Here is a 21,806-nt window from a genome sequence, read left to right as displayed (position 1 = left end):
GCGGATGCCCCGGCCAAGGCCGAGCAGGGCGCCACCATCGAACTGCAGAATTCGATGGTCACCGGGGAAGCACCCGAAGGGGAGCAAACCGTTGGCTATCAGGTGAAAAACAGCACGGCTGGCACCAAGACCAGCACACCGCTGTCGGAAACCCCGCGCTCGGTGTCAGTGGTGACACGCCAGCGCATTCAGGATCAGGGCTCGCAAACCCTGACCGACATTCTCGGTTACGTCCCTGGTATCTTCGCCCCGCCATTCGCCGTCGGCGACGGACTCGCCGGCGACCTGTTCTCCATTCGCGGCTACAACGCCACTGACTACGGTTACGGCCTGCTCAAGGACGGCCTGCGTCTGCAAGGCAACCGCTACGACACCACCACCGAACCCTATGGCCTGGAGCGCACCGAAGTGTTCCGTGGCCCGAGCTCGATCCTCTACGGCGAAAACGCACCGGGCGGTCTGGTCAATCTGGTCAGCAAGCGCCCGACCGAAACCGCCCAGGGCGAAGCCAAATTCACCTACGGCAGCAACAACCGCCGCCAGCTGTCCCTCGACGTCTCCGGCCCGCTGACCGACGACAATCGCGTCCTCGGCCGCGTGGTCATGCTCGGCCGCAACGCCGACACCCAGGTCGATTCAGTACCGGACGACCGCATCTATATCGCGCCGTCGATGACCTTCAACTTCGACGAAGACACCGCGCTGACCCTGCTCTCGTCCTACCAGCGCGACCGCACCAAGCTGCTGCTCGGCTACCCCGCCGCAGGCACCTTGCTGAACAACGTCAACGGCAAGATCGGCAAGGACCAGTTCAATGGCAACCCGAACTGGGACGACTTCGAGCGGGAAACCTGGACCCTGGGTTACGAGTTCAAGCACCAGCTCAACGACACCTGGCAGTTCCGCCAGAACTCGCGGTTCATGGAATCGCGTCTGGACCGTCACGAGACCTGGCCGAACAACCTGAACAACCGCGGCTTCGGCAGCACGCTGAGCAGCACGGCGTACGACCGCGACAATAAATCGGTCACCTACTCGGTGGACAACCAGTTTGAAGGCCACTTCACGTCCGGTGCCCTGGATAACACCCTGTTGTTGGGCGTGAGCTACGACCGCACCTCGTTCAATCAGGACTGGAATGCAGGGCTCGGCGGAACCTACAACGTCTTCAATCCGGTGTTTTCGTCGGTTCCTCCGAGAACCACGCAATACGTGCAGAACTCGCAACTCGACCAGCACATGTATGGCACCTACACGCAGCTGCAAAGCAAGTATGACAACTGGATTTTCCTGCTGGGCGGCCGCCAGGACTGGGTGCACAGTGAATACCGTAACCGCGCCAGCGCCGCGCGGGCGGGCAGTGCTGCCGTTGCCGGCACCGATCTGGATGGATGGGATAACGAGTTCAGCTGGCAAACCGGATTGATGTACCAGTTTGAAAACGGCTTGTCGCCGTATGTCAGTTATTCCACTGCGTTTACCCCGGCACAGCAGTCGTCGAGTCCGACCGGAGGGCTGTTCGATCCGATCAAGAGCGAGCAGTACGAGATGGGTCTGAAGTATGAGCCGAGGGGCTGGAACACGACCTTCAGCGCGGCGGTGTTCAATCTCACCAAAACCGACGACGTCGTGCCCGATAGCACCGGTTTCAGCCGTCAGGTCGGCAAGAGCGAGTCCAAGGGCGTCGAGCTCGAGATGAACAGCGATGTGACGAAGAACCTCAGTTTGACGGCTTCGTATACGTACACCGATGCCCGCGTGACCAAGGACACAGCGGGTTCGCTGTTCAAGGATCATCAGTTGACCGGCATACCGCGTAATCAGGCGAGTACGTGGGCGACGTATCGGTTCCTTGATGGTCCGATGAGCGGTTTCCATGTGGGTGGCGGGGTGCGTTATTTCGATAATACTTTCGCGTATACCGCGCCGACGCTGTACGGGAAGTTGAAGACGGGTGATGTGACGCTGGTGGATGCATTGGTGGGGTATGACATCGATAAGCATTGGTCGGTGGATGTGAATGCGAAGAATCTGTTCGACAAGGAGTATGTGAGCGGCTGCAATAACGCGGGTCGGTGTTATTGGGGCGAAGAGCGGACCGTGCTCGGGACCGTCGCGTTTCGCTGGTAATCCGCTCTTAACATCAACAGCGTCTGCCTGGGGGCAGACGTTTCGCCTTCGGCGAGTTACTTGGAAAAGCACCCCAAGTAACCAAGGGTGCTTTGCTCCTGGTTGGGTTCCTCCTTCGTCGGAATACCTTCACTCCGGTCCCGCTCCGTGGGCCCGCGCCGAACGGACATCCATGTCCTGACGGCACTCTCGCCGCATCCATGCGGCTCGGCCCACTCCGCGGGACCTCCGTCCAGCCTGCACCCAAGTCGCGATGGGTGTCGTCTGGACTTCCTGCGTATGAAGATCAAAAGCAACGGCCACGGCAACGGCCACGGCTTCCCGGCTGAAGCCGGTCCCTCAGTCGAGGTCGCCGCGATGCTTGCTGACTGTACGCGCTGCTTTTAGTAGGACCGGCTTTAGCCGGGAAGGCGTCGGCAATCACACTGCGAGATTGATGGCGACCTAGCTGATCATTGAGCTGCGGCCCGACGCACGATCTATGGAAGCTTGCCGCCCGAATTGCACTTTTTGGCCGTGAGCCGTTCTGACCTTGGCCGGGACGCGGCGATTCACGCGGCGTCCAGTCCGTTGAAGCTTGGGATTGATGCTCGCCGTGTTCACTGTTTTTTCCGTTTGCCGACGCCTTCGCCCGCTGTTCGCCCTGTGCATTTTTGGGCTCGGCGCGGCAGGTTGTACCCGCCAGGACGGTCAGGACGTCGCCACGCAGTTCAGCGAGACGCGCCCCCAGGAGTTTTTCCAGACCAGCGTGGACCGCATGGCGACACTGGCCATGCGCGATAACCTCGACAGCCTCTATCTGCTGATGAACAAGCTCTACCTGCGCAATCCTGGTGAGTGGCGCAAGTCCGGCTTTGTTGACGCCGCTGCCGCAGAGCGCAACGTGCGCGAGGCCGTTGAGCAGCGAAAGCCGTTGCCGCAGCTGGGCACCCGGCGCGACCTTGCGGCGCTGAGCTACGCCCTGAGCCCGGAGTTTCTCGGCGATCGCGTAGGCGCCTTCATTTATGCCATTGGCAGCATGCTGGTCACGGCCCACGGCGGGCGCTTTGAATTCTTCATGACCGACCAGATCAACCCGACCTTCGTCAGCAACGCCGCGCGCAATATCGAGAAGGCCACCTGGCTGCTGAGCCAGCGCCAGAACGCCAATGGCGAGCTGTTGCTGTTCTCCAACGAGATTTCGGAGGAGGGCAGCAACCTCAGCTTCGCCACCGAATTTGGCAAGATCGTGGCGCGCCTTGATCTGCTCACCCAGATGCTCGACGAGCGATATAGACGCATCGGCTTGAATTACGCCCAGAGCCTGCTGTTCCTGAACTTCCTGCCAGTGCAATGACGCCCCGCTGCGCGGTGAAAAAACCTTTCCGCAGCCCCTCATCCTTGTCGACTTGCGGTCGATAGCTCATCAGGAGTACGCAAAACAATTACAAAATATTTGGCATGGGGTCGACGATGTTTAAAACAGTGCAGGCGCGCTACACGGTCATATTTGTGGCCTTGATTGTGGTGATCGCGGTGATCACCGAGCAGGGCATCGTGCATCTGGTCACGCCCAAGGTCCGCGCGACCCAGGAGCAGGTGGTGCTGAGCCAGGTCGACCAGATCGGTTCGCGCATCCTCTCGGACCTGGCCCGCGTCGAGGCCCAGTCCCGGGCGATCACCCAGGCGGTGCCGCTGCTGGACAGCGATGGCATCGACAAAGTGTTGCCAGGCCTGGTCGATCAATATGGCGATCAGAAAGTCTTTGGTGGCGGCGTCTGGCCGATGCCGGACAAGCGCACCCCGGGGCGCAACAAGCACAGCTCGTTTGTCCACCGCGACGGCAGCGGCCAGTTGGTGGTGAGCACGTTCTGGAACTCCGACCCTGCACCCAACTACTGGGAACAGCCGTGGCACCGTGCCGGGCAGAACGCACCCAAGGGCAAATGCGCCTGGGCCGCTGCCTATCAGGACGAAGCCAGCCCGCAGCCGCGCACCAACTGCGCCATGGGCATTTACAAGGATGGCGCGCTGTATGGCGTCTCGACCATCGACGTTACCCTGGGCTTCTTCAACGGCCTGATCCAGGAGAAGGAAAAAGACATCCAGGGTCAGGTGATGATCGTCGAGCGTGACGGCAAGATCCTCACCAACCAGAGCCGCATTCCCGGCGAAATCATCCTCAAGAACATTTCCGGCTTCAGCGGCCAGTCGATGTTCGCCAAGGCCATTCAGGACGGCCTGGGCAAAGTCTCCGGCGACGCTGTCTATTCCCAAGAATACATTGACCCGCAACTGGGTGACCTGACCTTCTTCCTGCGGCCGGTCGTGGGCACGCCGTGGGTCATCGCCACGTCGCTGCCGACGGCCATGCTCACCGCCAGCAGCACCGAAGTGCTCAAGACCCTGGGCTGGTTGCAGATTCCACTGGTCATTCTGCTGCTGGTGGTGCTGGGCTTTGCTTTCCATCGCCTGCTGGCACGCCTGACCGTGCTGCGCACCAACATCGACGCGCTGTCTTCGGGTGAAGCCGACCTGACCCGCCGTATTCCGATCAAAGGCCAAGACGAACTGGACGCTGTCGGCCATTCGGTCAACAAGTTCATTGCCTTCCAGCAAGCCATGATTGTCGAGGTGCGCAGCGGCACCGAGCAGATCTCGGCCGGGCTGGTGCAGTTGCAGGACCAGTCGCGCAACATCAACCAGATCCTTAACCGTCACGCCTCGGAAACCGATCAGGCCGTGACCGCGATCAACGAGATGAGCGCCACCGCCGACAGCGTCGCCGAGAGCGCGACGCAGACGGCGAGCTTTACTCAATCGGCGAACGATGCCGCCCAGCGTTCCCGTGACGTCGTCGACGAAGCGTCGGTCAGCGTGCGGGCGTTGGTGGCGGAAGTCGAAGACGCCACTAAATACGTGCAGGAAATGCAGGTTGACGCCAAGCGCATCACTGATGTGCTTGGGGTCATCGGCGGCATCGCCCAGCAAACCAACCTGCTGGCCCTGAACGCAGCCATCGAAGCCGCGCGGGCGGGCGAGCAGGGCCGTGGCTTCGCGGTGGTGGCCGATGAGGTGCGGGCGCTGGCCGGTCGCACTCAGCAGAGCACGTCGGAGATCAACGAGATGCTCGCGCGGCTGGAGCAGGGCGTGAGCACCGCGGTGGGCGCCATGGAAAAAACCAAGGTCAGCTGCCAGTCGACCGCGGACCGCACGTCGCGGGTCAACGAAGGCCTGGATGGCATGGCCGGTTCGGTGCTGCGCATCCATGATTTGAGCGCGCACATTGCAACTGCGGCAGAGGAGCAGAGCGCCGTGACCGAGGAGATCAACCAGAACATGATCGCCATTCGGCACATGGTCGGTGAACTGGTGGGCTGTGGTCAGCAGACCGACACCAGCGTTGACGCGCTGATGGCATCCAACGAGCGGCTGGTGGCGATGATCGATCGCTTCAAGGTTCGCTAAGCAGCGACCCATTCACTGCGCAAGACAAAGCCGGAGCCCATGAAGCTCCGGCTTTTTCGTCTGAGGGCTCAGTAGCTTTCGCCGCGAATGTATTCCTGCATTTTTTCGATCAGCCTGGCCTGCTCGGCGATGGCCGCCTTGACCAGGTCGCCGATGGATAACAGGCCGATCAGCCGGCCCTCGTCCACCACCGGCAAGTGGCGCAATCGGCGGTCGGTCATGATGTTCATGCAGTGCTCGACGGTGTGCTGCGAACCCACGGTCTGTACCTCGTGGGTCATGATGTCGCTGACGGGGGTCCCGGCCGAAGCGCGGCCCTTTAGCTCCATCTTGCGGGCGTAATCCCGCTCGCTGACGATGCCGACCACCTTGCCGGCCCGGACCACGGGCACGGCGCCGATGTTTTTCTCGGCCATCAATTTGATCGCCTCGATGACCATCTGTTCGGGCCCGACGGTATGGACGTCAGCGTGGTGTGAGTCTTTCAACTTCAGTAGTTCGGCTACGGTCGTCATGCTGGCCTCTCCGGCGCGTTTCTTGTGAGCACGGCCGGTCTGGCCGTGCATAGAGAATCGTCGAGAGATGGCATTCCGGCAAGTTTGAAAGCGCCATGCAGCGCCCCAAACGCGCCATGCCGGCGTGGGGAGTCGATGCCGGAAAGATCAGACAGGCCCGTCAGAGGGCTTGCGCCGGGGGCGGGAGATCACCGATTCGATGTTCTTGCGCCCGATCAGCAACGGGCTTTTGGCTTTGCGCGAGGACGGCATGTCCGCCAGCCATTTGTACATCACCAGACAATCCACCAGCCCGAGCCGGGCATGGCGGTAAGCGCGGGGCAGACGGCCGACGATCTCAAAACCGAGTTTCTGCCAGAGCGCGACGGCGACGTCGTTGGTGGCGACCACGGAGTTGAACTGCATGGCCGAGAAGCCGCTGTCCAGCGCCAGTTGCTGAGAGTGCTCGCACATCAGGCGCGCGACGCCACGACCGCGCGCGGCCGGGGTGACCATGTAGCCGCAGTTGCTGACATGGCTGCCAGGGCCGGCCGCGTTGGCCTTGAGGTAATAGCTGCCCAGCAATATGCCGTCTTCTTCGGCGATCAGTGTGTGCAGCGGATATTCCAGCCACAGGTGCCGGGCTTGCTCGACGCTCAGGTCGGGGGCGTAGGCGTAGGTTTCCTGCGCCAGAACAACAGCCTGAAAGGTGGGCCAGAAGACCGCGAAGTCGTCGGCGGTCATGGGGCGGATGTGGATCATGGGTGGGTTCCGGAATTTCGTGGAGATGCTGGTACTTGCGGCATAACACTTGTGGGAGTGACCGGGGTGGCGCTCTACCTTGCTCACGAAGGCGGCTACACAGCCGCCAGAGATGAGTTGGCTGAGCGGGCCTCTTCGCGAGCAAGCTCGCTCCCACAGGAACTGCGTTTATTCCAGACAGCGTGGCAGATCGCCGGATGTCAGAGAGCTCGCGTCAGCTGAGTCAGGAAACCACTCGATAACACGGCACATACGCCGCGCCGCCCGGCAGTTTCATCCGGTGCTGCTCGACGAAGGCCTGCAACAGCTTGTCGAGCGGCTGCATCACTTCCGCGTCGCCGTGGATTTCGTACGGGCCGTGTTCCTCGATCAGGCGAATGCCCTTGTCCTTGACGTTGCCCGCCACGATCCCGGAGAACGCCCGGCGCAGGTTGGCGGCCAGTTCGTGGGGCGGCAGGTCGCGGCGCAGTTGCAGGCTGGCCATGTTGGCGTGGGTCGGATCGAACGGACGCTGGAAGCTCTCTTCGATCTTCAGCAGCCAGTTGAAGTGGAACGCGTCAGCGCGGTCGCGGCGGAACTGGCGAACCGACGCAAGGCCCAGGGTCATCTGCCGCGCCACTTCAGACGGGTCGTCGATGATGATCTGATAATGCTTGTGCGCGGCGTCGCCCAGTGTCGCGCCGACGAACGCGTGCAGTTGCTCCAGGTACGGCGCCGTGCTTTTCGGGCCGGTGAGAATGACCGGGAACGGCAGGTCCTGGTTGTCCGGGTGCATGAGGATGCCGAGCAGGTAGAGGAATTCCTCTGCCGTGCCTGCGCCACCCGGGAAAATGATGATGCCGTGGCCGACACGGACGAAGGCTTCCAGGCGCTTTTCGATGTCCGGCAGGATGACCAGCTCGTTGACGATCGGATTCGGCGCCTCGGCCGCAATGATGCCCGGCTCGGTCAGGCCCAGATAACGGCCGCCGGTGATGCGCTGCTTGGCGTGGGCAATGGTCGCGCCCTTCATCGGGCCTTTCATCACGCCAGGGCCACAGCCGGTGCAGATGTCCAGCTTGCGCAGGCCCAGCTCATGGCCGACTTTCTTGGTGTATTTGTATTCTTCGGTGTTGATCGAGTGACCGCCCCAGCACACCACCATCTTCGGTTCGACGCCGGGGCGCAGGGTCCGGGCGTTGCGCAGCAGGTGGAAAACGTAATCGGTGATGCCCTGGGAGCTGCTCAGGTCGATGCGCTGGCTGTCGAGCTCGCTCTCGGTGTAGACGATGTCGCGCAGGGCGCTGAACAGCATTTCCCGGGTGCTGGCGATCATCTCGCCGTCGACGAAGGCGTCGGCCGGGGCGTTCAGCAGTTCGAGGCGCACGCCACGGTCCTGCTGGTGGATGCGCACTTCGAAGTCCTGGTAGGCCTCGAGGATGGTTTTGGCGTTATCGACATGGGCGCCGGTGTTGAGAATGGCCAGGGCGCACTGGCGGAAAAGGGTATAGATGCTGCCGGAGCCTGCGGCGCTGAGTTGCTGGACTTCACGCTGCGAGAGTGTTTCCAGGCTGCCCTTGGGGCTGACCGAAGCGTTGATGACGTGTCTTGGAGCCATTCTTGATTCCTTGAAAGCGGTGCCGGCCGCCGCGAGGGGGCAGGGCACGAATACAGTGAACGTCCGGGACGCTCACCCATGGGGCCATTTTTTACATCGGTTGGTCAGGAAAGCAAACGTTGTGAGCGCGAATCTGGAAATTTCCCGTGACCCCGGTATGCTGCACGTCGACGTCCAGACCCATCGGCCTTCCCGACGCTATGATCTTCAACTTCACGATTTTTCTCCTCACCCTTGTCGCCATGGAAGGGGTCGGCTTTCTGGCCCACAAGTACGTCATGCACGGCTGGGGCTGGTTCCTGCACAAATCCCACCACGAAGAACAGCTCGGCGCCTTCGAAACCAACGATATTTATTTGCTGGCCCTGGGCATGGTGGCGGTCGCGCTGATCGTTGCCGGCAACCACGGCCATGACCCGCTGCAATGGGTGGGCGCAGGCGTCGCGGCGTTCGGCCTGATTTACATGCTGTTCCACGACGGAATGGTCCATCGCCATTGGCCTTCGAGACCACGGCCGCGCAGTCGCTACCTCAAACGCCTCTACCACGCACACTTGATGCACCACGCGGTGAAAGGCCGACGCAACAGCGTGTCGTTCGGCTTTCTTTATGCGCCCTCGGCGGCCACCCTGAAAAAGCAGTTGCGCGAGCATCGCGCTGCCCCACGTGACGAGCGTCGTCGAGACATGACCGGCGCTGCCATGGGCACGGATCTGCAAAACGGTTGAACGGGGTTCACGCCGAACCTGTCAGTAATTTCACGTGGGTCACGCTGTTCACCGTCGTGTTGCTGCCGTAGAACTGACGGTCAGTCGTCTCACGCTGCTGATCCAACCGAATTTCTTTTCCGGAGAACCCCATGACTCAAGCATCGACACAAGCAACGGGCAAGACCATCACGTTCAAACGCCCGGACGGCAAAGAACTGAGTGGCTACCTGGCCAGCCCGGCCAAGACCGAAGGCGCACCGGCCGTGGTGGTGATTCAGGAATGGTGGGGCCTGAACGATCAGATCCGTGGCGTGGCTGATCGGCTGGCGGCGTCCGGGTACCTGGCGCTGGTGCCTGATCTTTATCGCGGCGAAATGACGGTCGAGGAAGAAGAAGCCCACCATTTGATGGACAAACTCGACTTCGCCGATGCCGCCAACCAGGACATCCGCGGCGCCGTGCAGTACCTCAAGGGCCACAGCCAGAAAGTCGGTGTCACCGGCTTTTGCATGGGCGGCGCACTGACCCTGCTGGCGCTGAACTTCATCCCCGAGCTGTCCGCCGGTGTGGCCTTCTACGGCATGCCGCCGCTGGAATTCCTCGACCCTGCCGCGATCAAGGTGCCGGTGATGGCGCACTGGGGCACCCAGGATGAATTCTTCCCGGCGGACGGCGTCGATCAGCTCGAAGCCAAGCTCAGCGAAGGCGGCGTTGACATCGAATTCCATCGCTACCTGGCGCACCACGCCTTTGCCAACGAAGAAGCCGTCGGCCCTGGCCGGATTCCGGGCACGCAATACGACCCGGTCTGGGCGCAACTGGCCATGGACCGCACGCTGACCTTCTTCGGCCGCACCTTGTGGGCCTGAGCCAGGCCTTGGGCGCGGGCATCAACCCGCGCTGAAACCGCCGTCCACGGTCAGGGTCACGCCGTTGATCATGCCGGCGTCTTCGCTGAGTAAAAAGGCGATGGTCGCGGCGATTTCCCCGGGCTGAACGAAGCGGCCCAGGGGAATCCGCGACAGCATCGCGCCGGCCTTGACCGGGTCGCTCCAGGCCTTGTCTGCCATCGGCGTCAGTGTCACCACCGGATTCACACTGTTGACCCGAATGCCGTAGGGGCCAAGCTCAACGGCCATGACCCGGGTCATGGCATCCAGCGCGGCTTTCGACGCGCAGTACGCCAGATGATCCCGGGTGCCCACCGCAGCGGCGAGGCTTGAGACGTTGACGAAGGCGCCCGGTACGCCGCGAGCGATCAGGTCGCGGGCGACAATTTGCGCAACGACCATGGGCGCCCGGGTGTTGACCGCCATCAAGTGATCGAAGGTCTCGACCGACGTGTCGAGAAATGATTCCAGCTCGACCACCCCCGCGCAGTTAACCAACAGGTCGATGGGCAGCACCGAGGCCACGGCCGCGCGGGTGGCGTCGACGTCGGCCAGGTCCGCCACCGCCGAGTGTGCGCAATAGGCCAGATCCTTCGGATTGCGCCCCATGGCGATCACCTCTGCACCGCAGCGCTCCAGCCACTGCACGGTTTCCCGGCCAATGCCCTTGCCTGCGCCGGTGACCAGAATCCGCTTGCCGGCAAAGTCATGATGGGCCATCGCGATCGCTCCAGAAGGGGATTTATTTGTCCTGATCGAGCAGTTGCCGGGCCGCGCTTTCGTCGATGACCAGCTCGTGGACGAAATTGCGCAGCAGCACCCCGCGAATGATGTCGGCCTTGTACGGCCCGCCGGAGACCAGCACGACCTTCTTGATCCGCCGCAGGTCTTCGAGGTCCAGGGATACGGCGCGACGGTTCAGCGGGTGATCGACTTCGATGCCGTCGCGGTCCAGCCAGCGGCCGAGCAGGTCACCGACGGCACCGGCGGCACGCAGCGAGCGCGCGTCCTCACCGTTGACCAGCCCCAGTTCCAGCATCAGTGAGCGCTCGCTCAAATCACCGACGGTGAGCAAGGCCAGGTCGGCCTGCCGCGCCTTGCCGAGCACGGCTTGCACCGAGGCTTCTTCGAGGTACATGTCGCGGTATTGCTCTGAAGGTGCGAACACCGGCGCGGCGAGGTAGTACCAGGAGCCGCCGAACAGCCCGGCAAAACTCGAGGCGATTTCCACCGTGTTGTTGGCCGAGCCGTAATGCAGGCCGCCGAGCAGCGACAGCACGGTCAGGTTTGGCAGCGCCCGCGCGGACAGTTCGCGCACGGCCTGGCGCAGGGTGCGGCCCCAACCCACGGCGACGATGCTGCCGTCGGTGAGGTATTCCTCGATGCTCGGCGCAATGCCGACGCCCAGCACGCGGAAGATGGTCGACGGATCGTCGGGTGATGGCACGACGGTGACGCGACGCAGGCCGAAGCGATTCTGCAGACGCTCTTCGAGTTCGATGCAGGCCGCCAGCGGCGAGGTGATGCGAATCTGCACCACGCCGGTTTCGCGGCAGGTCGCCAGGGCCTTGTTGACCCGAACGCGGGTGATGCCCAGCCGGTCGGCGATCTGCTGCTGGGTCATGCTGTTGACGTAATAGGACCAGGCGATGCGGATATTGAGCTGATCCTCGGCGTTCACCGGTTCGGTGGTGAAGGGGGTGTCCGGGTAAAGGTTTTGCACGGCGGTGTCCTTACTGTGGCCGGTAAAGCGGGGCGTCTATTTCACGGCGCCCATGGTCAGCCCTTGTACCAGATGCCTGGATACCATCAACGCGAAAATAATCACCGGGAACACGATCAGTGTGCCGGTGGCCATGATCTCGCCCCAGGGCAAGTCGTAGCCGCTCATGAAACTGGTGGCGGTTACCGGCGCGGTGCGGGCGGTATTGCGCGTCAGCACCAGCGCGTAGAGCAGCTCGTTCCAGGAAAAGATGAACGAGAAGATCGCCGACACCGCCACCCCCGGCATGGCCAGGGGCAGGGCGATGCGCCAGAAGATGGTGAAGCGCGACGCGCCCGACAGCCGCGCGGCTTCGTCCAGGTCCTTCGGCACGCCGCGAAACTGGTCGGTGCAGATCCACACGACGATGGGCAGGTTGAAGGTCAGGTAGATCAGGATCAGCACCAGATGGGTGTCGATCAGGCCCATGTTGCGCGCCATCAGAAAAATCGGTAGCGCCACGACAATCGGACTGAGCATGCGGTTGGTGATGAACCAGAACCACAGGTCTTCCTTGCCCTTGAATTCGAACCGCGCCAGCGCGTAGGCCGCCGGTGTGCCGAGGCCGACAGCGAGCACCGTGGTGCAGACCGCGACGATCAGCGAGTTGCCAAGGCTGTGCAGCACGTCGCGCTCGAACAGCACCTTTACGTAGTTATCCAGGTGCGGCGTGAACGCCCAGATCGGCGGCGAGGCGAGGGCTTCGGCCTGGGTCTTGAGGCTGGTGGCGACCATCCAGTAGAACGGAAACACCGCGAACAGGAAGATCGCCAGCAGGCCGACCAGATGCCAGGCATTGACCCTTTTGCGTGGGCGAGCGAGGGCGGGGGTGGCCGGGTTTTGTGCAGTCGCAACGGTGGCCATGTCAGATCTCCCGATAAACGAATTTGATGTACAGCCGGGCCAGCACGATGGTCAGGATCAGCATGAGAATCGCCTGCGCCGAGGCGACGCCCTGATCAAACACCCGAAAGCCGATGCGCTGGATGTACACGCTGACCAGTTCGGTCGCCGCGCCCGGCCCGCCGCGGGTCATGGTGAACACCGTGTCGAACATCTTGAGGATGTCAGCGGTGCGCAGAATCAGAATCACCGTCGCGCTGGGCAGCAGGAACGGCAGCTGCACGTAGCGCACGATCTGCCAGCGACTTCGGGTTTCCAGGCGCGCGGCCTCTTCGATTTCATTGGGGACCATGGTCAGCCCCGCCAGCAGCACCAGCGCGCAGAAGGGCGTCCATTGCCAGATGTCCATCAGTGCCACGGCAATGAAGGCATTGGTGGTGTCGCCCAGCCATTCGACCGGTCCGGCATTGACCACTGAGAGCAGCGCGTTGGCGACGCCGAAATCGCGGTTGAAGATCAGCCGGCCAATCAGCCCGGCCACGGCGGGCGCGGTCGCCAGCGGGATGACCAGGCTCATGCGCGCCAGCAGTTTGAATCCGGAAAGGCCGGGCTTGTGCAGCATCAAAGCGATGATCAGGCCCAGAGCGAGCTGGATCGGCACCACGGTGATGAGAAACAGCCCGGTTCGCCCCAGCGCCGTCCAGAACGAAGCGTCGTTGAGCACGTTGAGGTAGTTGTCGAAGCCAATGAACGGCGTCGCGTCTTTTGGCCGGGCGAGGTTGTACTGGCGGAACGAGTTGACCAGCGCAAACACCGTCGGAAAGATGCCGATCAGTGCCAGGGCAACGGTGGCCGGCGCGAGAAAGGCAAAGGCCGCGCGGGTGTTGTTCCACAGGGTCGGGAAGGGTGGTTTTTTCTTGTTGGTCATGGGAAGTCTCGAGGGTACGGACATCTCGCGGCGTTTTGCTGATTCACCGTGGGAATCGGCAGCCGCCGCCCCACGGTGGATGTTCAGCCCGTCACTTCAGCAATTTGACCTTGCCGTCGTAATACCCGGCCTTCTTCAGGATCTCCTCCATCCTGCTGCCTATCGCCTTGGCACCGTCTTCCACGCTGGTTTTGCCGAGCATGATCGCCGTGCCGTTTTCGCCGACCACTTCGGAAATTTCCGGCCATTGCGGGAAGCGCGGGCGGTAGTCAGGCACGCCGCCTTCCCACGAGGTCACCATCGGCTGCACGAATGGGTATTTCTTCTGCACGTCGGCGTCCTTGTACACCGACATCCGGCCGCTCACGCCACCGGCGTCCAGGTACGGCCGGGCCATGGCTTCGGAGGTGACCCACTGAATAAACAGCCACGCTGCCGCCTTCTGCTTATCGTCGGACTTGGCGTTGACGCCCAGCGAGAACCCGCCAAGCGCCGGCTTCAGACCGGCCGGGCCTTTTGGCTCGGTGGCCACGGCCAGGCAATCGGTGATCTTGGATTTTGTCGGGTCAGCCAGGGTGCCGTAGAACGCCGACCATTCGGTGATCATCGCCACTTTGCCCTGGGCAAGGGCGTTGACCGCTTCGTTGTGGTCGTAATCGACGATACCCGGCGGCATGTATTTCATCAGGTCCTGACGAAATTGCAGGCCTTGTTGGGACGCCTTGGAATTGAGATTGGATTTGAATTGATCGTCCAGCAGTGAGCCACCGAACGGCCAGAGGAAGCGCATGAAGCTGTCCGCCGATTGGGTTTCACCGCGCCGCGATTGCAGGGCGTAGGCGTAGCGGTCTTTGGTCTTGTCGGTGAGCTTGGGCGCGTAGTCCTTGAGCAGCTCGTCCCACGTGGCCGGCGGTTTGTCGAAGCCGGCGTCCTTGAGCATGCACTTGTTGTAGAACAGCAGGCCGGAGTAGTTATCGAAGGGCAGGCCGTAGGTCTGTTTGTCCCAACTGCCGAAGGACTCCAGCAGGATCGGGAAGAAACCCTCCAGCTTGAGGTCCGGGTCGGCGAGCTTGGCGTCCTGGGTGAACGTGGTGACCGGTTCAAGCCAGCCGTTGCCCGCGAACTCGCCGATCCACACCACGTCCGTCAGCACAACGTCGAGCTGCTCGCCGGAGGTGAAACTCAGCACCTCGCGTTCGCGGCTATTCTCGTAGGGGACGGTTTCGTAGCTGACCTTGATGCCGGTTTTCTTTTCGAACTCGGGCAGCAGTTTGATGGCGGCGGCATAACCGGGGCGGTCGAGGAAAATCGCCTTGATTTCGGTGCCCTTGTATGGCGCGGCGGCCTCTTCCAGTGTCCAGGCCTGTGCGGCGCCGGAACCCAGCGCAATCGACAGGGCGAGGGCATTCCAAACCAGCTTCTTCATTTACGTGACCTCATTATTGTTGTGGGTGAGGGTTACGCGGGGACATGTGCTTGCGATGCTGCAGGGGGTGCTGATGGTGATTTCTGGCTGACATGCTCGGCGGGCCAGCCGCTTTTGATGAGCTCCTTGACATTTGTAATTTACGAATTACAAATGATCGTAGGACAAAATACATCGCTGTCAAATCACGGCGCCATTGCGGTAAAAGATGTCCAAACAACAATAATTCAGGGGATACGATTTTGACTGAACTCAGTTTGAGTGGCGTCGAGAAGGCCTATGGCGAGATCAAGGTCTTGCATGACATCCACCTGAGTATCGAGAGCCGCGAGTTCGTGGTGTTCGTCGGGCCTTCGGGGTGCGGCAAGTCAACCCTGCTGCGCTGTATCGCGGGCCTGGAGAGCATCACCCAGGGCCAGATTCGCATCGGCGCTCGCGATGTGACCTACCTGGAGCCGGCCGATCGCGGCGTGGCCATGGTGTTCCAGTCCTACGCGCTGTACCCGCACATGTCGGTCTACGACAACATCGCCTTCGGGCTGAAGATGCAAAAGACCCCCAAGGACCAGATCGAAGCCAAGGTGCGCAACGCCGCACGCATCCTGCAGCTCGAACCGCTGCTCGACCGCAAGCCCAAGGCATTGTCCGGCGGACAGCGTCAGCGCGTCGCCATCGGCCGGGCCATCGTTCATGAGCCGGAAGTCTTTCTGTTCGACGAACCCCTTTCCAACCTTGATGCCTCCCTGCGCGTGCAGATGCGTATCGAGATCGCCAAGCTTCATGCCGACCTCCAGGCAACCATGGTTTACGTCACCCATGACCAGGTCGAAGCCATGACCCTGGCCGACAAAATCGTCGTGCTCAACAAGGGTTGCATCGAACAAGTGGGTTCGCCGCTGGAGCTCTATCACCATCCGCGCAACCGTTTCGTTGCCGGCTTCATCGGCTCGCCGCAGATGAGTTTTCTACCGGTCAAAGCGGTCGCCATCAGCACCGAAGCCGTTCAGGTCAGCCTGCCGGGTGGCGAGCTGTTGTGGGTTCCGGTGACGGGCGAGCAGGTGAAAGCGGGCGACGCGTTGACCCTGGGCCTGCGGCCCGAGCATCTGTCGGATCGGGGCGAGGGCGATGCGCAGATTCCGGTAAAAACCCTGGTGGTCGAGCATTTGGGCGGGGAGACGTTTACCCACGCACAGACGGACGAGGGCCATGATCTGATGGTCAAAGGCGAGGGCATGTCGGCGGTCAAGGCGGGGCAATTGCTGCGCGTCGGTGTGCAGGGCCACCGTTGCCATCTGTTCGATGAACAGGGTCAGGCGCTGGCGCACCGGCAACATTACACCGAGGCGAACGTGAGTGACGGGCAGGTTCCGGCGTCGGCGATCCAAGCGGGGTAATATGCCTGAGCTTCGATCAAGGCCCCTTGGGACGCCCGTTCCAGAGGCCTTGCGCTGATTTTTCATTCAAGAGAAAAGTGTCAGCGCCGATACAGCCCCGGGCTCGATCCGTTTTCGGGCCGGATGTTTATCTCAAGGAGCTGTAAATGCGCATTACCCACCTTCTGGCGTTGGTCGGCACCGTACTGCTGACCGGCTGTTCGTCCATGATGAAACCTGCCGACAACCAGGTTATCGAAGCCAGTCCCCAGGACAGCGCACAGGTTGTTTTCATGCGCAGCGCGTTCATGGCCAAGGCCATCGATGCCTCCGTGTATGACGTGACTGGCGGCAAAACCCAGTTCATCGGCATTCTGGCCAACGGCACCAAGGTCGCCTACCCGACGACGCCGGGCCACCACACCTTCATGGTGGTCTCCGAAGCGGCGGACTTCATGGAAGCCGACCTTGCCCCGGGCAAGACCTACTATTCGATGGTCATCCCGCGCATGGGCATGTGGAAAGCGCGCTTCTCGCCATGGCCGGTCGCCCGCGATCCGAAGGCTGAATACAGCTCTCAGTCCAGCGACTTCAAGGACTGGATCGCCGACACCAAGTTGATGACCAACTCGCCGAAATCCCTGAGCTGGTTCGAGAGCAACAAAACCTCGGTCGAGTCCAAGCGGGTTGAGTACTGGCCGGTCTGGCAGAAGAAAAGCGCGGCGGACGTTGAACTGCGCACGTTGCACGCTGCTGATGGCCTCTGATCGAGGAGCCGCCTGCTAAAGCGGCTCGCACTCGCGATCAGTCTTCACTGCACCCCGAACAGCGCCGTCCAGTAAATGCCGGCGTCGCTTTTCGGGTCGGTGGCGTACGCAGCGCCGAGGTCATGAAACTGAGGGTTCATGAGGTTGGCGCAATGGCCGGGGCTGGCCAGCCAGCCTTCGACCACCTTGCGCGCGTTGTCCTGCCCGGCGGCAATGTTCTCGCCGATCTGCTGGCCGATGTACCCGGCCAGTTCCGCGCGATCCCCCGGCGTCCCGCCGTTGCGGCCCTTGTGATCAAAATAGTTGTTGTTGGCCATGGAGCGCGAATGGCTTTCGGCTGCGCTCATCAGGGTGTCGTTCCACACCAGCGGGGCCGCAGCGGAAAACGACTGAGCGCCGCATTGCTGAGGCTGCCTGCGCGCTTCATTGATCAGGCCCAGCAGTTTCTGTCCCTCGGCCTGCGCATTGCCCAGGCCGCCTGCCAGCAGTGGACGCGCCAGTACGATGCGCCAGTCACGTTCGTTGCGGCTGACGCCGATGTCGACGAACTGCGGATTGAGCACCACCTGACAAAAACTTTCCTGAATCGCCGCCATGGCCGCTTGCGCATCGCGCGGGCCCGAGAGGGTGATCGCCTGAACGCTGACCATCGGATACGACGCCCGGGCCAGCATGGGTTGCAGATCGACCGTGCCGCTGGCGGGCAGGTTGAGGCGCGGGTCGCTGTTCAGCGGCGGCAGCTCGTTCGACGCCACATTGGCGCAAGGCTGGGCCTGGCTGCGGTATGAATTGATTGACTGGATCAGCTGCGTTTCTTCGCTGGCCACGGCTGTCCCTGCCATCAGCAATGCCAGGGGCACAACGGCGAGACACTGGATGAATGATCTGAAACCCATGGAAAATCTCCCTCGAACTGACGCGCCCACGGTGCGCGATTTTACCTGTCGCGAATAGTCTGAGCCGCACAAACCGTGGAGGTTGCAGCGATCAGCAAGGATTTTGCAATAGCCGGCGCGAAAACCAGGTGAATCGGTCAGTGACGAGCGCTTCTGAGTGGAGGTCAGCCGACGCGCTGTATCCATTTCAGCCTGCGCAGACCTTGATGAGTGCCGCGTGCCGGGCCGGCAGGTATGATGCAGCGCTCTACAAGTTACCGTTCTGTACGCTACCGCCAACGCCCGGATTCAGGATCACAATGCCCAGCCCCACGTTTACTGTCATGCGCCTCGACGCCACACCACCGGAATCGATCAAGAGCCAGATCATGCAGATGGTGATCGACTACGTCACCGAGCTCAGCATGGTCGCCATCGCCCCGAGCAATCCGCTGTACCCGCTGTATCAATACGGCGTCGGTCACGAAGTGCATCAGTACGTGCAGGCGATGGACGGTTCCCGCGGGATTGCGGTGGAACTGATCGTGGCGCTGGATGCCGAGGACCCTTCGATCGTCATCGGCTTTTTGCTCTATCTGCCGGTCCAGCAGGACCCGCAGGCGTGCGCCGTGGCGTACATGGCGGTGCAGACGGCGCGCCGTCGTCAGGGCGTGGCGCGGACCATGCTGGAGAAAATGACCGAACGCTACCCCCATGCCGAGCTGGCGTGCTTCGTCGCCAAGGTGCCGGTGTTCGAGGCGCTGGGCTTTCAAGTATTGGGCGCGCGCGGTCCACAGGTGCTGATGAACACCCGCGAGCAACAGACCGAGGGATTATTGGCGGTGCTCGACATCGCGCCGATCTACAACTCGCTGGAGGTGCGGCAAATCCACAGCTATCTATTGAAGCAGCACGGCAAGCGCGCGATGACCGATGCGGAAAAACAGCGTGATCGGCACATCGACCAGTTGACCCGCCAGGCGCGTCTGTTCGTGAACGGATTATTGGGCGAGTCGGGGGCGGACGCCTTTATCGGTCCGCGGCTGGTTTAACTCACGCTTCAGCGAACGGCCTCATTGAGGTCGATCCCGCGCGGGTCCTTGCTCCACATTTCCAGCAGGAAATCCCGCTCTGCGTGATGCAGCGAGCGTTCCATGGCCAGATGCCGCGCCAGGACCTGATGCACTTCGTGGCCTTCCATCGGGCAGCCTTCGATCGGGTGCAGCCAGTGGCAGGCGAGCACCGCGCCATCGGGGGTCAGGCTTTCGCGAATGCGCTCGATGATTTCCCCAAAGGCATCCGGCGTCAGGTAATAGGCCCATTCGCTGATGACCACCAGATCGAATTCCCCCGCCGGCCAGTCCCGGGGCAGACAGCCTTCCAGCACCTGAACATGGGCGTGCCCGCTCAAGCGGTCGCGGGCCAGGGTGACGGCCCGGGGGCTGAGGTCCATGCACAGTAGCGCGTCGCAGCGTTCGGCCAGGCGCAGGCTCAATTCCCCATTGGCACAGCCAGGCTCAAAGATGCGTCCATAGCGCTGGCGCGGCAGGGCGGCGAGGGTCAGGTCGCGTTTGCGGTGTTCGTACCAGCGCGTGCGGAAGGCCCACGGGTCGTCGCTGTTGGCGAACAATGCGTCGAAATACTCACCGGAAACGCTCACAGAAACACCAGTTCGAAAGGTTGCAGCAGACGCTCCAGCGTCTGGGGGTTCAACACCGCAGGCGCGCCGGTGCTCGGGTCTTTTTCCAGCTGGCTCAAGTGGGCGCCGATGGCCTCGCGCTTGCGCCGCAGTTGCTCATCGCTGAGCCAGAATTTGCGGGCCTGTTCCCAGGGTATGCGCGGGTCGTTCGGCTCCGCCCAATGCCAGGCCCATACCGGAATTTCTACCAGCGTTGCGCCGGTGTTGGCGACCGCCTGGGCCGCGCAATGACCAACGGCTTCGTGGTCACAGTGACCGTCGTGGCGCCAGGTGGTCAGCAAGACGTCCGAGGGACGCAGGTCTTCGCTGAGCAGGGCAATCAACGACTCGGCATGCTCGGCCACCTGGCCGTCGCCCATGCCGAGGCGTTGCCAGGACAACCTCGACACGTCCAGGCCGAGGTGCGCGACGGCCTGCTCGCTTTCCCGCCGACGCTCGGTGCGCAGGCGCTGCACGGGCCACAGCGGTGATTGCGGGTGGCTGCCTTCTCCATCGGTGACGGCAACCAGCTGCACATCGTTCTGCCGCCTGGCCATCGCCGCGAGCAGGCCGCCGCAGGTCAGAATCTCATCGTCGGGGTGCGGCGCGAGCACGATCAGGCGCGCACCCGGCGGGACCAGTTCTTCCAGGGTGATGGTGCGTACGCCGCGTAACGCCACGCTGTTTTGCCAGGCGCTCAACGGTGTCCCGCTGACGCCGAATGGGTGTGCTTCGTTCATAGTGACCAATCCTCGGTTTCGCCCGTAGCGACGCGCTGGCCCAGATGCGCCAGGTCACGTTCGGCGTGGCTTTGTCGGATAAACACCTGCAGGTCGGCAGCCAGGCGGGCAAAGTGCGGATCGCGGCAGAACGGCGTGGCGCCCAGCGCCCGGCCGACATGCCGGCACACCTGTTCGACCGCCATTTCGACCTGCGCCCGCAGGCGCTGCACCGGCAGGCTCGCGTCCTTGTGCGGATGCGCGTCGATCCATTCGGCGCATTCGCGCAGGGCCGCCGCCGCGCCACACAGCGCTGCATCGACGCTGCCCAGATGAGCGTCGGCGTGGGGCTCGGGCCGTCCATTGTGTCGGTGCGCGCGCAAGGTCTTCGCCAGCGCCACTGCCGCGCCGTACCAGGCAGCAGCGATGCCGGCGCCGCCTTGCCAGAACCCTGGCCGGGTCAGATAGTCGCCGTTATTGCCCACGCAAATGCCGACCGCGCCGTCGAAGTGCACGTCGCCGCTGGCGGTCCCGGCCATGCCCACGGCCTGCCAGGTCTCGCTGCTGAACCGCACGCCAGGCTGCTTCAAATCGACGGCCACCAGTTGCGGCGCCTCGTCGTTGGCCCAGGCGGTGAGCAGTGCGTAATCCAGCTGTTGGGCGCCGGAGCACCAGGCCTTGCGGCCGTTGAGGCGCACCTTGTCGCCGTGGCGTTGACTGACGCCGACCTTGGCGTCAGGCGGCTCAGCGGCCCACACACCCCAAATGCCGGGTGCCTCGAAAGGCGCGGCATTGAGTTCATCGAGAATGGCGAGGGCGTCGGTATGGCCTTCGTAGAGCTTGAGCAGCGCCAGATCGACGCCCGCCACCGTCGCCAATTGGCGCCAGCGTTCGAGGGTGTGACCGCCGCCGGGCAACGGCAGTTGGTCAAGGCCGCTGTTGAGGCAGCGCTGCATGGCATCACGCAGGGGAGCGGCCGATACCTGGAGATTGTCACGCTGGGCGAAATCCGCCAGAAGTGATTCAAGTCCTTGTGCATCGTCCCGCATGGCTGACTGCCTCCGTCCCGTTGACGCCGACGCGAGGTGCGCGGGCTGTGGCATGGCCCGCTTGCGTGGCCTGCTGATGGCATTCGGCAGCGCCAGCGGGGCGGGGTTCAAACATTTCGTCTGCCCGACCGGTCGGATGATTTCCACAGGGAGAATCTGCCAGCCCGGTGGTCGACGGTAAACGCCCGGGTGCGCGGTTTTGTCGCAGCGGGCGTTTCTCGACCCATGGGCGTCAAGGGGTGCAGCGCCATCGAGTGGTGTCGGTGAAATGCGCTCGTAACCCATTCAGCCCGGTTTTGCGCGACACTGTGGGGCACCTGTTTTTTTCGCTTCGTCCCTTGCTGCTGCAGTGCGAC

General features: G+C 62.5%; 20 protein-coding genes and 1 pseudogene. 9 read left to right on the top strand and 12 right to left on the bottom strand.

Features of this window, described 5'->3' with window-relative positions; all coding sequences use genetic code 11:
* Positions 1–54: 54 nt before the first annotated feature.
* From FX982_RS22205 to FX982_RS24950, 4 genes and pseudogenes are all read left to right on the top strand, one after another.
* Positions 55–2,130, top strand: a complete 2,076-nt coding sequence (locus FX982_RS22205; RefSeq protein ID WP_254074945.1) for a TonB-dependent siderophore receptor — start codon at positions 55–57, stop codon at positions 2,128–2,130.
* A gap of 634 nt (positions 2,131–2,764) precedes the next feature.
* The gene (locus FX982_RS22200) at positions 2,765–3,466 is read left to right on the top strand and encodes a hypothetical protein (RefSeq protein WP_172613142.1); all 702 of its coding nucleotides are present in this window, start codon (positions 2,765–2,767) and stop codon (positions 3,464–3,466) included.
* Between the two features lie 104 nt (positions 3,467–3,570).
* Positions 3,571–4,656 (top strand): annotated as a pseudogene (locus tag FX982_RS24955) (cache domain-containing protein); the annotation flags it as partial.
* A gap of 75 nt (positions 4,657–4,731) precedes the next feature.
* Positions 4,732–5,577: a methyl-accepting chemotaxis protein gene (locus FX982_RS24950; RefSeq protein ID WP_420793089.1), complete on the top strand. Its 846-nt coding sequence runs from the start codon at positions 4,732–4,734 to the stop codon at positions 5,575–5,577.
* Between the two features lie 68 nt (positions 5,578–5,645).
* Here the strand turns inward: FX982_RS24950 and FX982_RS22190 are convergent, their stop codons facing one another.
* The 3 genes from FX982_RS22190 to ppnN all read right to left on the bottom strand — a co-directional run bounded on the left by FX982_RS22190 (position 5,646) and on the right by ppnN (position 8,430).
* Complete coding sequence (locus tag FX982_RS22190; RefSeq protein ID WP_172612613.1) at positions 5,646–6,092, bottom strand: CBS domain-containing protein; 447 nt, start codon at positions 6,090–6,092, stop codon at positions 5,646–5,648.
* A gap of 147 nt (positions 6,093–6,239) precedes the next feature.
* Entirely contained in the window at positions 6,240–6,833 is a 594-nt protein-coding gene (locus FX982_RS22185; RefSeq protein ID WP_172612612.1) for a GNAT family N-acetyltransferase, read from the bottom strand.
* Between the two features lie 223 nt (positions 6,834–7,056).
* Positions 7,057–8,430 (bottom strand): nucleotide 5'-monophosphate nucleosidase PpnN, encoded by a 1,374-nt coding sequence (ppnN, locus tag FX982_RS22180; protein ID WP_172612611.1) that lies wholly within the window; start codon positions 8,428–8,430, stop codon positions 7,057–7,059.
* A 200-nt stretch (positions 8,431–8,630) separates the two neighbouring features.
* On the opposite strand from ppnN, the gene FX982_RS22175 reads away from it, so the two are divergent.
* Positions 8,631–9,158, top strand: coding sequence for a sterol desaturase family protein (locus FX982_RS22175; RefSeq protein ID WP_172613141.1), 528 nt, complete (start codon positions 8,631–8,633; stop codon positions 9,156–9,158).
* A 131-nt stretch (positions 9,159–9,289) separates the two neighbouring features.
* Positions 9,290–10,009, top strand: a complete 720-nt coding sequence (locus FX982_RS22170; protein WP_172612610.1) for a dienelactone hydrolase family protein — start codon at positions 9,290–9,292, stop codon at positions 10,007–10,009.
* Positions 10,010–10,030: 21 nt separating this feature from the next.
* Here FX982_RS22170 and FX982_RS22165 read toward each other — a convergent pair whose 3' ends face one another.
* From FX982_RS22165 to FX982_RS22145, 5 genes are all read right to left on the bottom strand, one after another.
* Positions 10,031–10,750: an SDR family oxidoreductase gene (locus tag FX982_RS22165; protein ID WP_172612609.1), complete on the bottom strand. Its 720-nt coding sequence runs from the start codon at positions 10,748–10,750 to the stop codon at positions 10,031–10,033.
* 22 nt (positions 10,751–10,772) lie between these two features.
* On the bottom strand, positions 10,773–11,753 hold the full coding sequence (locus tag FX982_RS22160; protein ID WP_172612608.1) for a sugar-binding transcriptional regulator: 981 nt from the start codon (positions 11,751–11,753) through the stop codon (positions 10,773–10,775).
* Between the two features lie 36 nt (positions 11,754–11,789).
* Positions 11,790–12,656, bottom strand: coding sequence for a carbohydrate ABC transporter permease (locus FX982_RS22155; RefSeq protein WP_172612607.1), 867 nt, complete (start codon positions 12,654–12,656; stop codon positions 11,790–11,792).
* Between the two features lies 1 nt (position 12,657).
* Positions 12,658–13,563 carry a carbohydrate ABC transporter permease gene (locus FX982_RS22150; protein WP_172612606.1) on the bottom strand — a complete coding sequence of 302 codons (906 nt, stop codon included), beginning with the start codon at positions 13,561–13,563 and terminating at the stop codon, positions 12,658–12,660.
* 91 nt (positions 13,564–13,654) lie between these two features.
* Positions 13,655–14,989, bottom strand: a complete 1,335-nt coding sequence (locus FX982_RS22145; protein WP_172612605.1) for an ABC transporter substrate-binding protein — start codon at positions 14,987–14,989, stop codon at positions 13,655–13,657.
* A gap of 242 nt (positions 14,990–15,231) precedes the next feature.
* On the opposite strand from FX982_RS22145, the gene FX982_RS22140 reads away from it, so the two are divergent.
* Both FX982_RS22140 and FX982_RS22135 read left to right on the top strand, forming a co-directional pair.
* Positions 15,232–16,383, top strand: a complete 1,152-nt coding sequence (locus FX982_RS22140) for an ABC transporter ATP-binding protein (protein WP_301952915.1) — start codon at positions 15,232–15,234, stop codon at positions 16,381–16,383.
* A 146-nt stretch (positions 16,384–16,529) separates the two neighbouring features.
* On the top strand, positions 16,530–17,129 hold the full coding sequence (locus FX982_RS22135) for a hypothetical protein (protein ID WP_122534605.1): 600 nt from the start codon (positions 16,530–16,532) through the stop codon (positions 17,127–17,129).
* A gap of 44 nt (positions 17,130–17,173) precedes the next feature.
* On the opposite strand, the gene FX982_RS22130 is transcribed toward FX982_RS22135, so the two are convergent.
* Entirely contained in the window at positions 17,174–17,971 is a 798-nt protein-coding gene (locus tag FX982_RS22130; protein ID WP_438826348.1) for a CAP domain-containing protein, read from the bottom strand.
* A gap of 353 nt (positions 17,972–18,324) precedes the next feature.
* Between FX982_RS22130 and FX982_RS22125 the strand changes: the two genes are divergently transcribed.
* Entirely contained in the window at positions 18,325–19,056 is a 732-nt protein-coding gene (locus FX982_RS22125; RefSeq protein ID WP_172612603.1) for a GNAT family N-acetyltransferase, read from the top strand.
* A gap of 8 nt (positions 19,057–19,064) precedes the next feature.
* On the opposite strand, the gene FX982_RS22120 is transcribed toward FX982_RS22125, so the two are convergent.
* Genes FX982_RS22120 through FX982_RS22110 form a run of 3 tightly spaced genes read right to left on the bottom strand, consistent with a single transcriptional unit; the run spans position 19,065 to position 21,450 of the window.
* Complete coding sequence (locus FX982_RS22120) at positions 19,065–19,664, bottom strand: class I SAM-dependent methyltransferase (RefSeq protein WP_172612602.1); 600 nt, start codon at positions 19,662–19,664, stop codon at positions 19,065–19,067.
* Positions 19,661–20,422: a PIG-L deacetylase family protein gene (locus tag FX982_RS22115; protein ID WP_172612601.1), complete on the bottom strand. Its 762-nt coding sequence runs from the start codon at positions 20,420–20,422 to the stop codon at positions 19,661–19,663. The genes FX982_RS22120 and FX982_RS22115 overlap by 4 nt, the downstream gene beginning before the upstream one ends.
* Complete coding sequence (locus FX982_RS22110; RefSeq protein WP_254074849.1) at positions 20,419–21,450, bottom strand: acyl-CoA dehydrogenase family protein; 1,032 nt, start codon at positions 21,448–21,450, stop codon at positions 20,419–20,421. Before FX982_RS22110 ends, FX982_RS22115 begins: the two co-directional genes overlap by 4 nt.
* Positions 21,451–21,806: the final 356 nt, after the last annotated feature.

Origin of the sequence: Pseudomonas graminis (assembly GCF_013201545.1) — a bacterium.
Taxonomy (GTDB): Bacteria; Pseudomonadota; Gammaproteobacteria; order Pseudomonadales; family Pseudomonadaceae; genus Aquipseudomonas.
Note: the sequence above shows the minus strand (reverse complement) of the source record. Positions and strands in the feature narration are given on the sequence as shown.

Coding starts and splice junctions, on each gene's coding strand:
- FX982_RS22205 (WP_254074945.1), top strand. CDS start 55: ATGGTCACCGGGGAAGCACCCGAAGGGGAGCAAACCGTTGGCTATCAG.
- FX982_RS24950 (WP_420793089.1), top strand. CDS start 4,732: ATGATTGTCGAGGTGCGCAGCGGCACCGAGCAGATCTCGGCCGGGCTG.
- FX982_RS22190 (WP_172612613.1), bottom strand. CDS start 6,092: ATGACGACCGTAGCCGAACTACTGAAGTTGAAAGACTCACACCACGCT.
- FX982_RS22185 (WP_172612612.1), bottom strand. CDS start 6,833: ATGATCCACATCCGCCCCATGACCGCCGACGACTTCGCGGTCTTCTGG.
- ppnN (WP_172612611.1), bottom strand. CDS start 8,430: ATGGCTCCAAGACACGTCATCAACGCTTCGGTCAGCCCCAAGGGCAGC.
- FX982_RS22175 (WP_172613141.1), top strand. CDS start 8,631: ATGATCTTCAACTTCACGATTTTTCTCCTCACCCTTGTCGCCATGGAA.
- FX982_RS22170 (WP_172612610.1), top strand. CDS start 9,290: ATGACTCAAGCATCGACACAAGCAACGGGCAAGACCATCACGTTCAAA.
- FX982_RS22165 (WP_172612609.1), bottom strand. CDS start 10,750: ATGGCCCATCATGACTTTGCCGGCAAGCGGATTCTGGTCACCGGCGCA.
- FX982_RS22155 (WP_172612607.1), bottom strand. CDS start 12,656: ATGGCCACCGTTGCGACTGCACAAAACCCGGCCACCCCCGCCCTCGCT.
- FX982_RS22150 (WP_172612606.1), bottom strand. CDS start 13,563: ATGACCAACAAGAAAAAACCACCCTTCCCGACCCTGTGGAACAACACC.
- FX982_RS22145 (WP_172612605.1), bottom strand. CDS start 14,989: ATGAAGAAGCTGGTTTGGAATGCCCTCGCCCTGTCGATTGCGCTGGGT.
- FX982_RS22135 (WP_122534605.1), top strand. CDS start 16,530: ATGCGCATTACCCACCTTCTGGCGTTGGTCGGCACCGTACTGCTGACC.
- FX982_RS22130 (WP_438826348.1), bottom strand. CDS start 17,971: ATGGCAGGGACAGCCGTGGCCAGCGAAGAAACGCAGCTGATCCAGTCA.
- FX982_RS22125 (WP_172612603.1), top strand. CDS start 18,325: ATGCCCAGCCCCACGTTTACTGTCATGCGCCTCGACGCCACACCACCG.
- FX982_RS22115 (WP_172612601.1), bottom strand. CDS start 20,422: ATGAACGAAGCACACCCATTCGGCGTCAGCGGGACACCGTTGAGCGCC.
- FX982_RS22110 (WP_254074849.1), bottom strand. CDS start 21,450: ATGCGGGACGATGCACAAGGACTTGAATCACTTCTGGCGGATTTCGCC.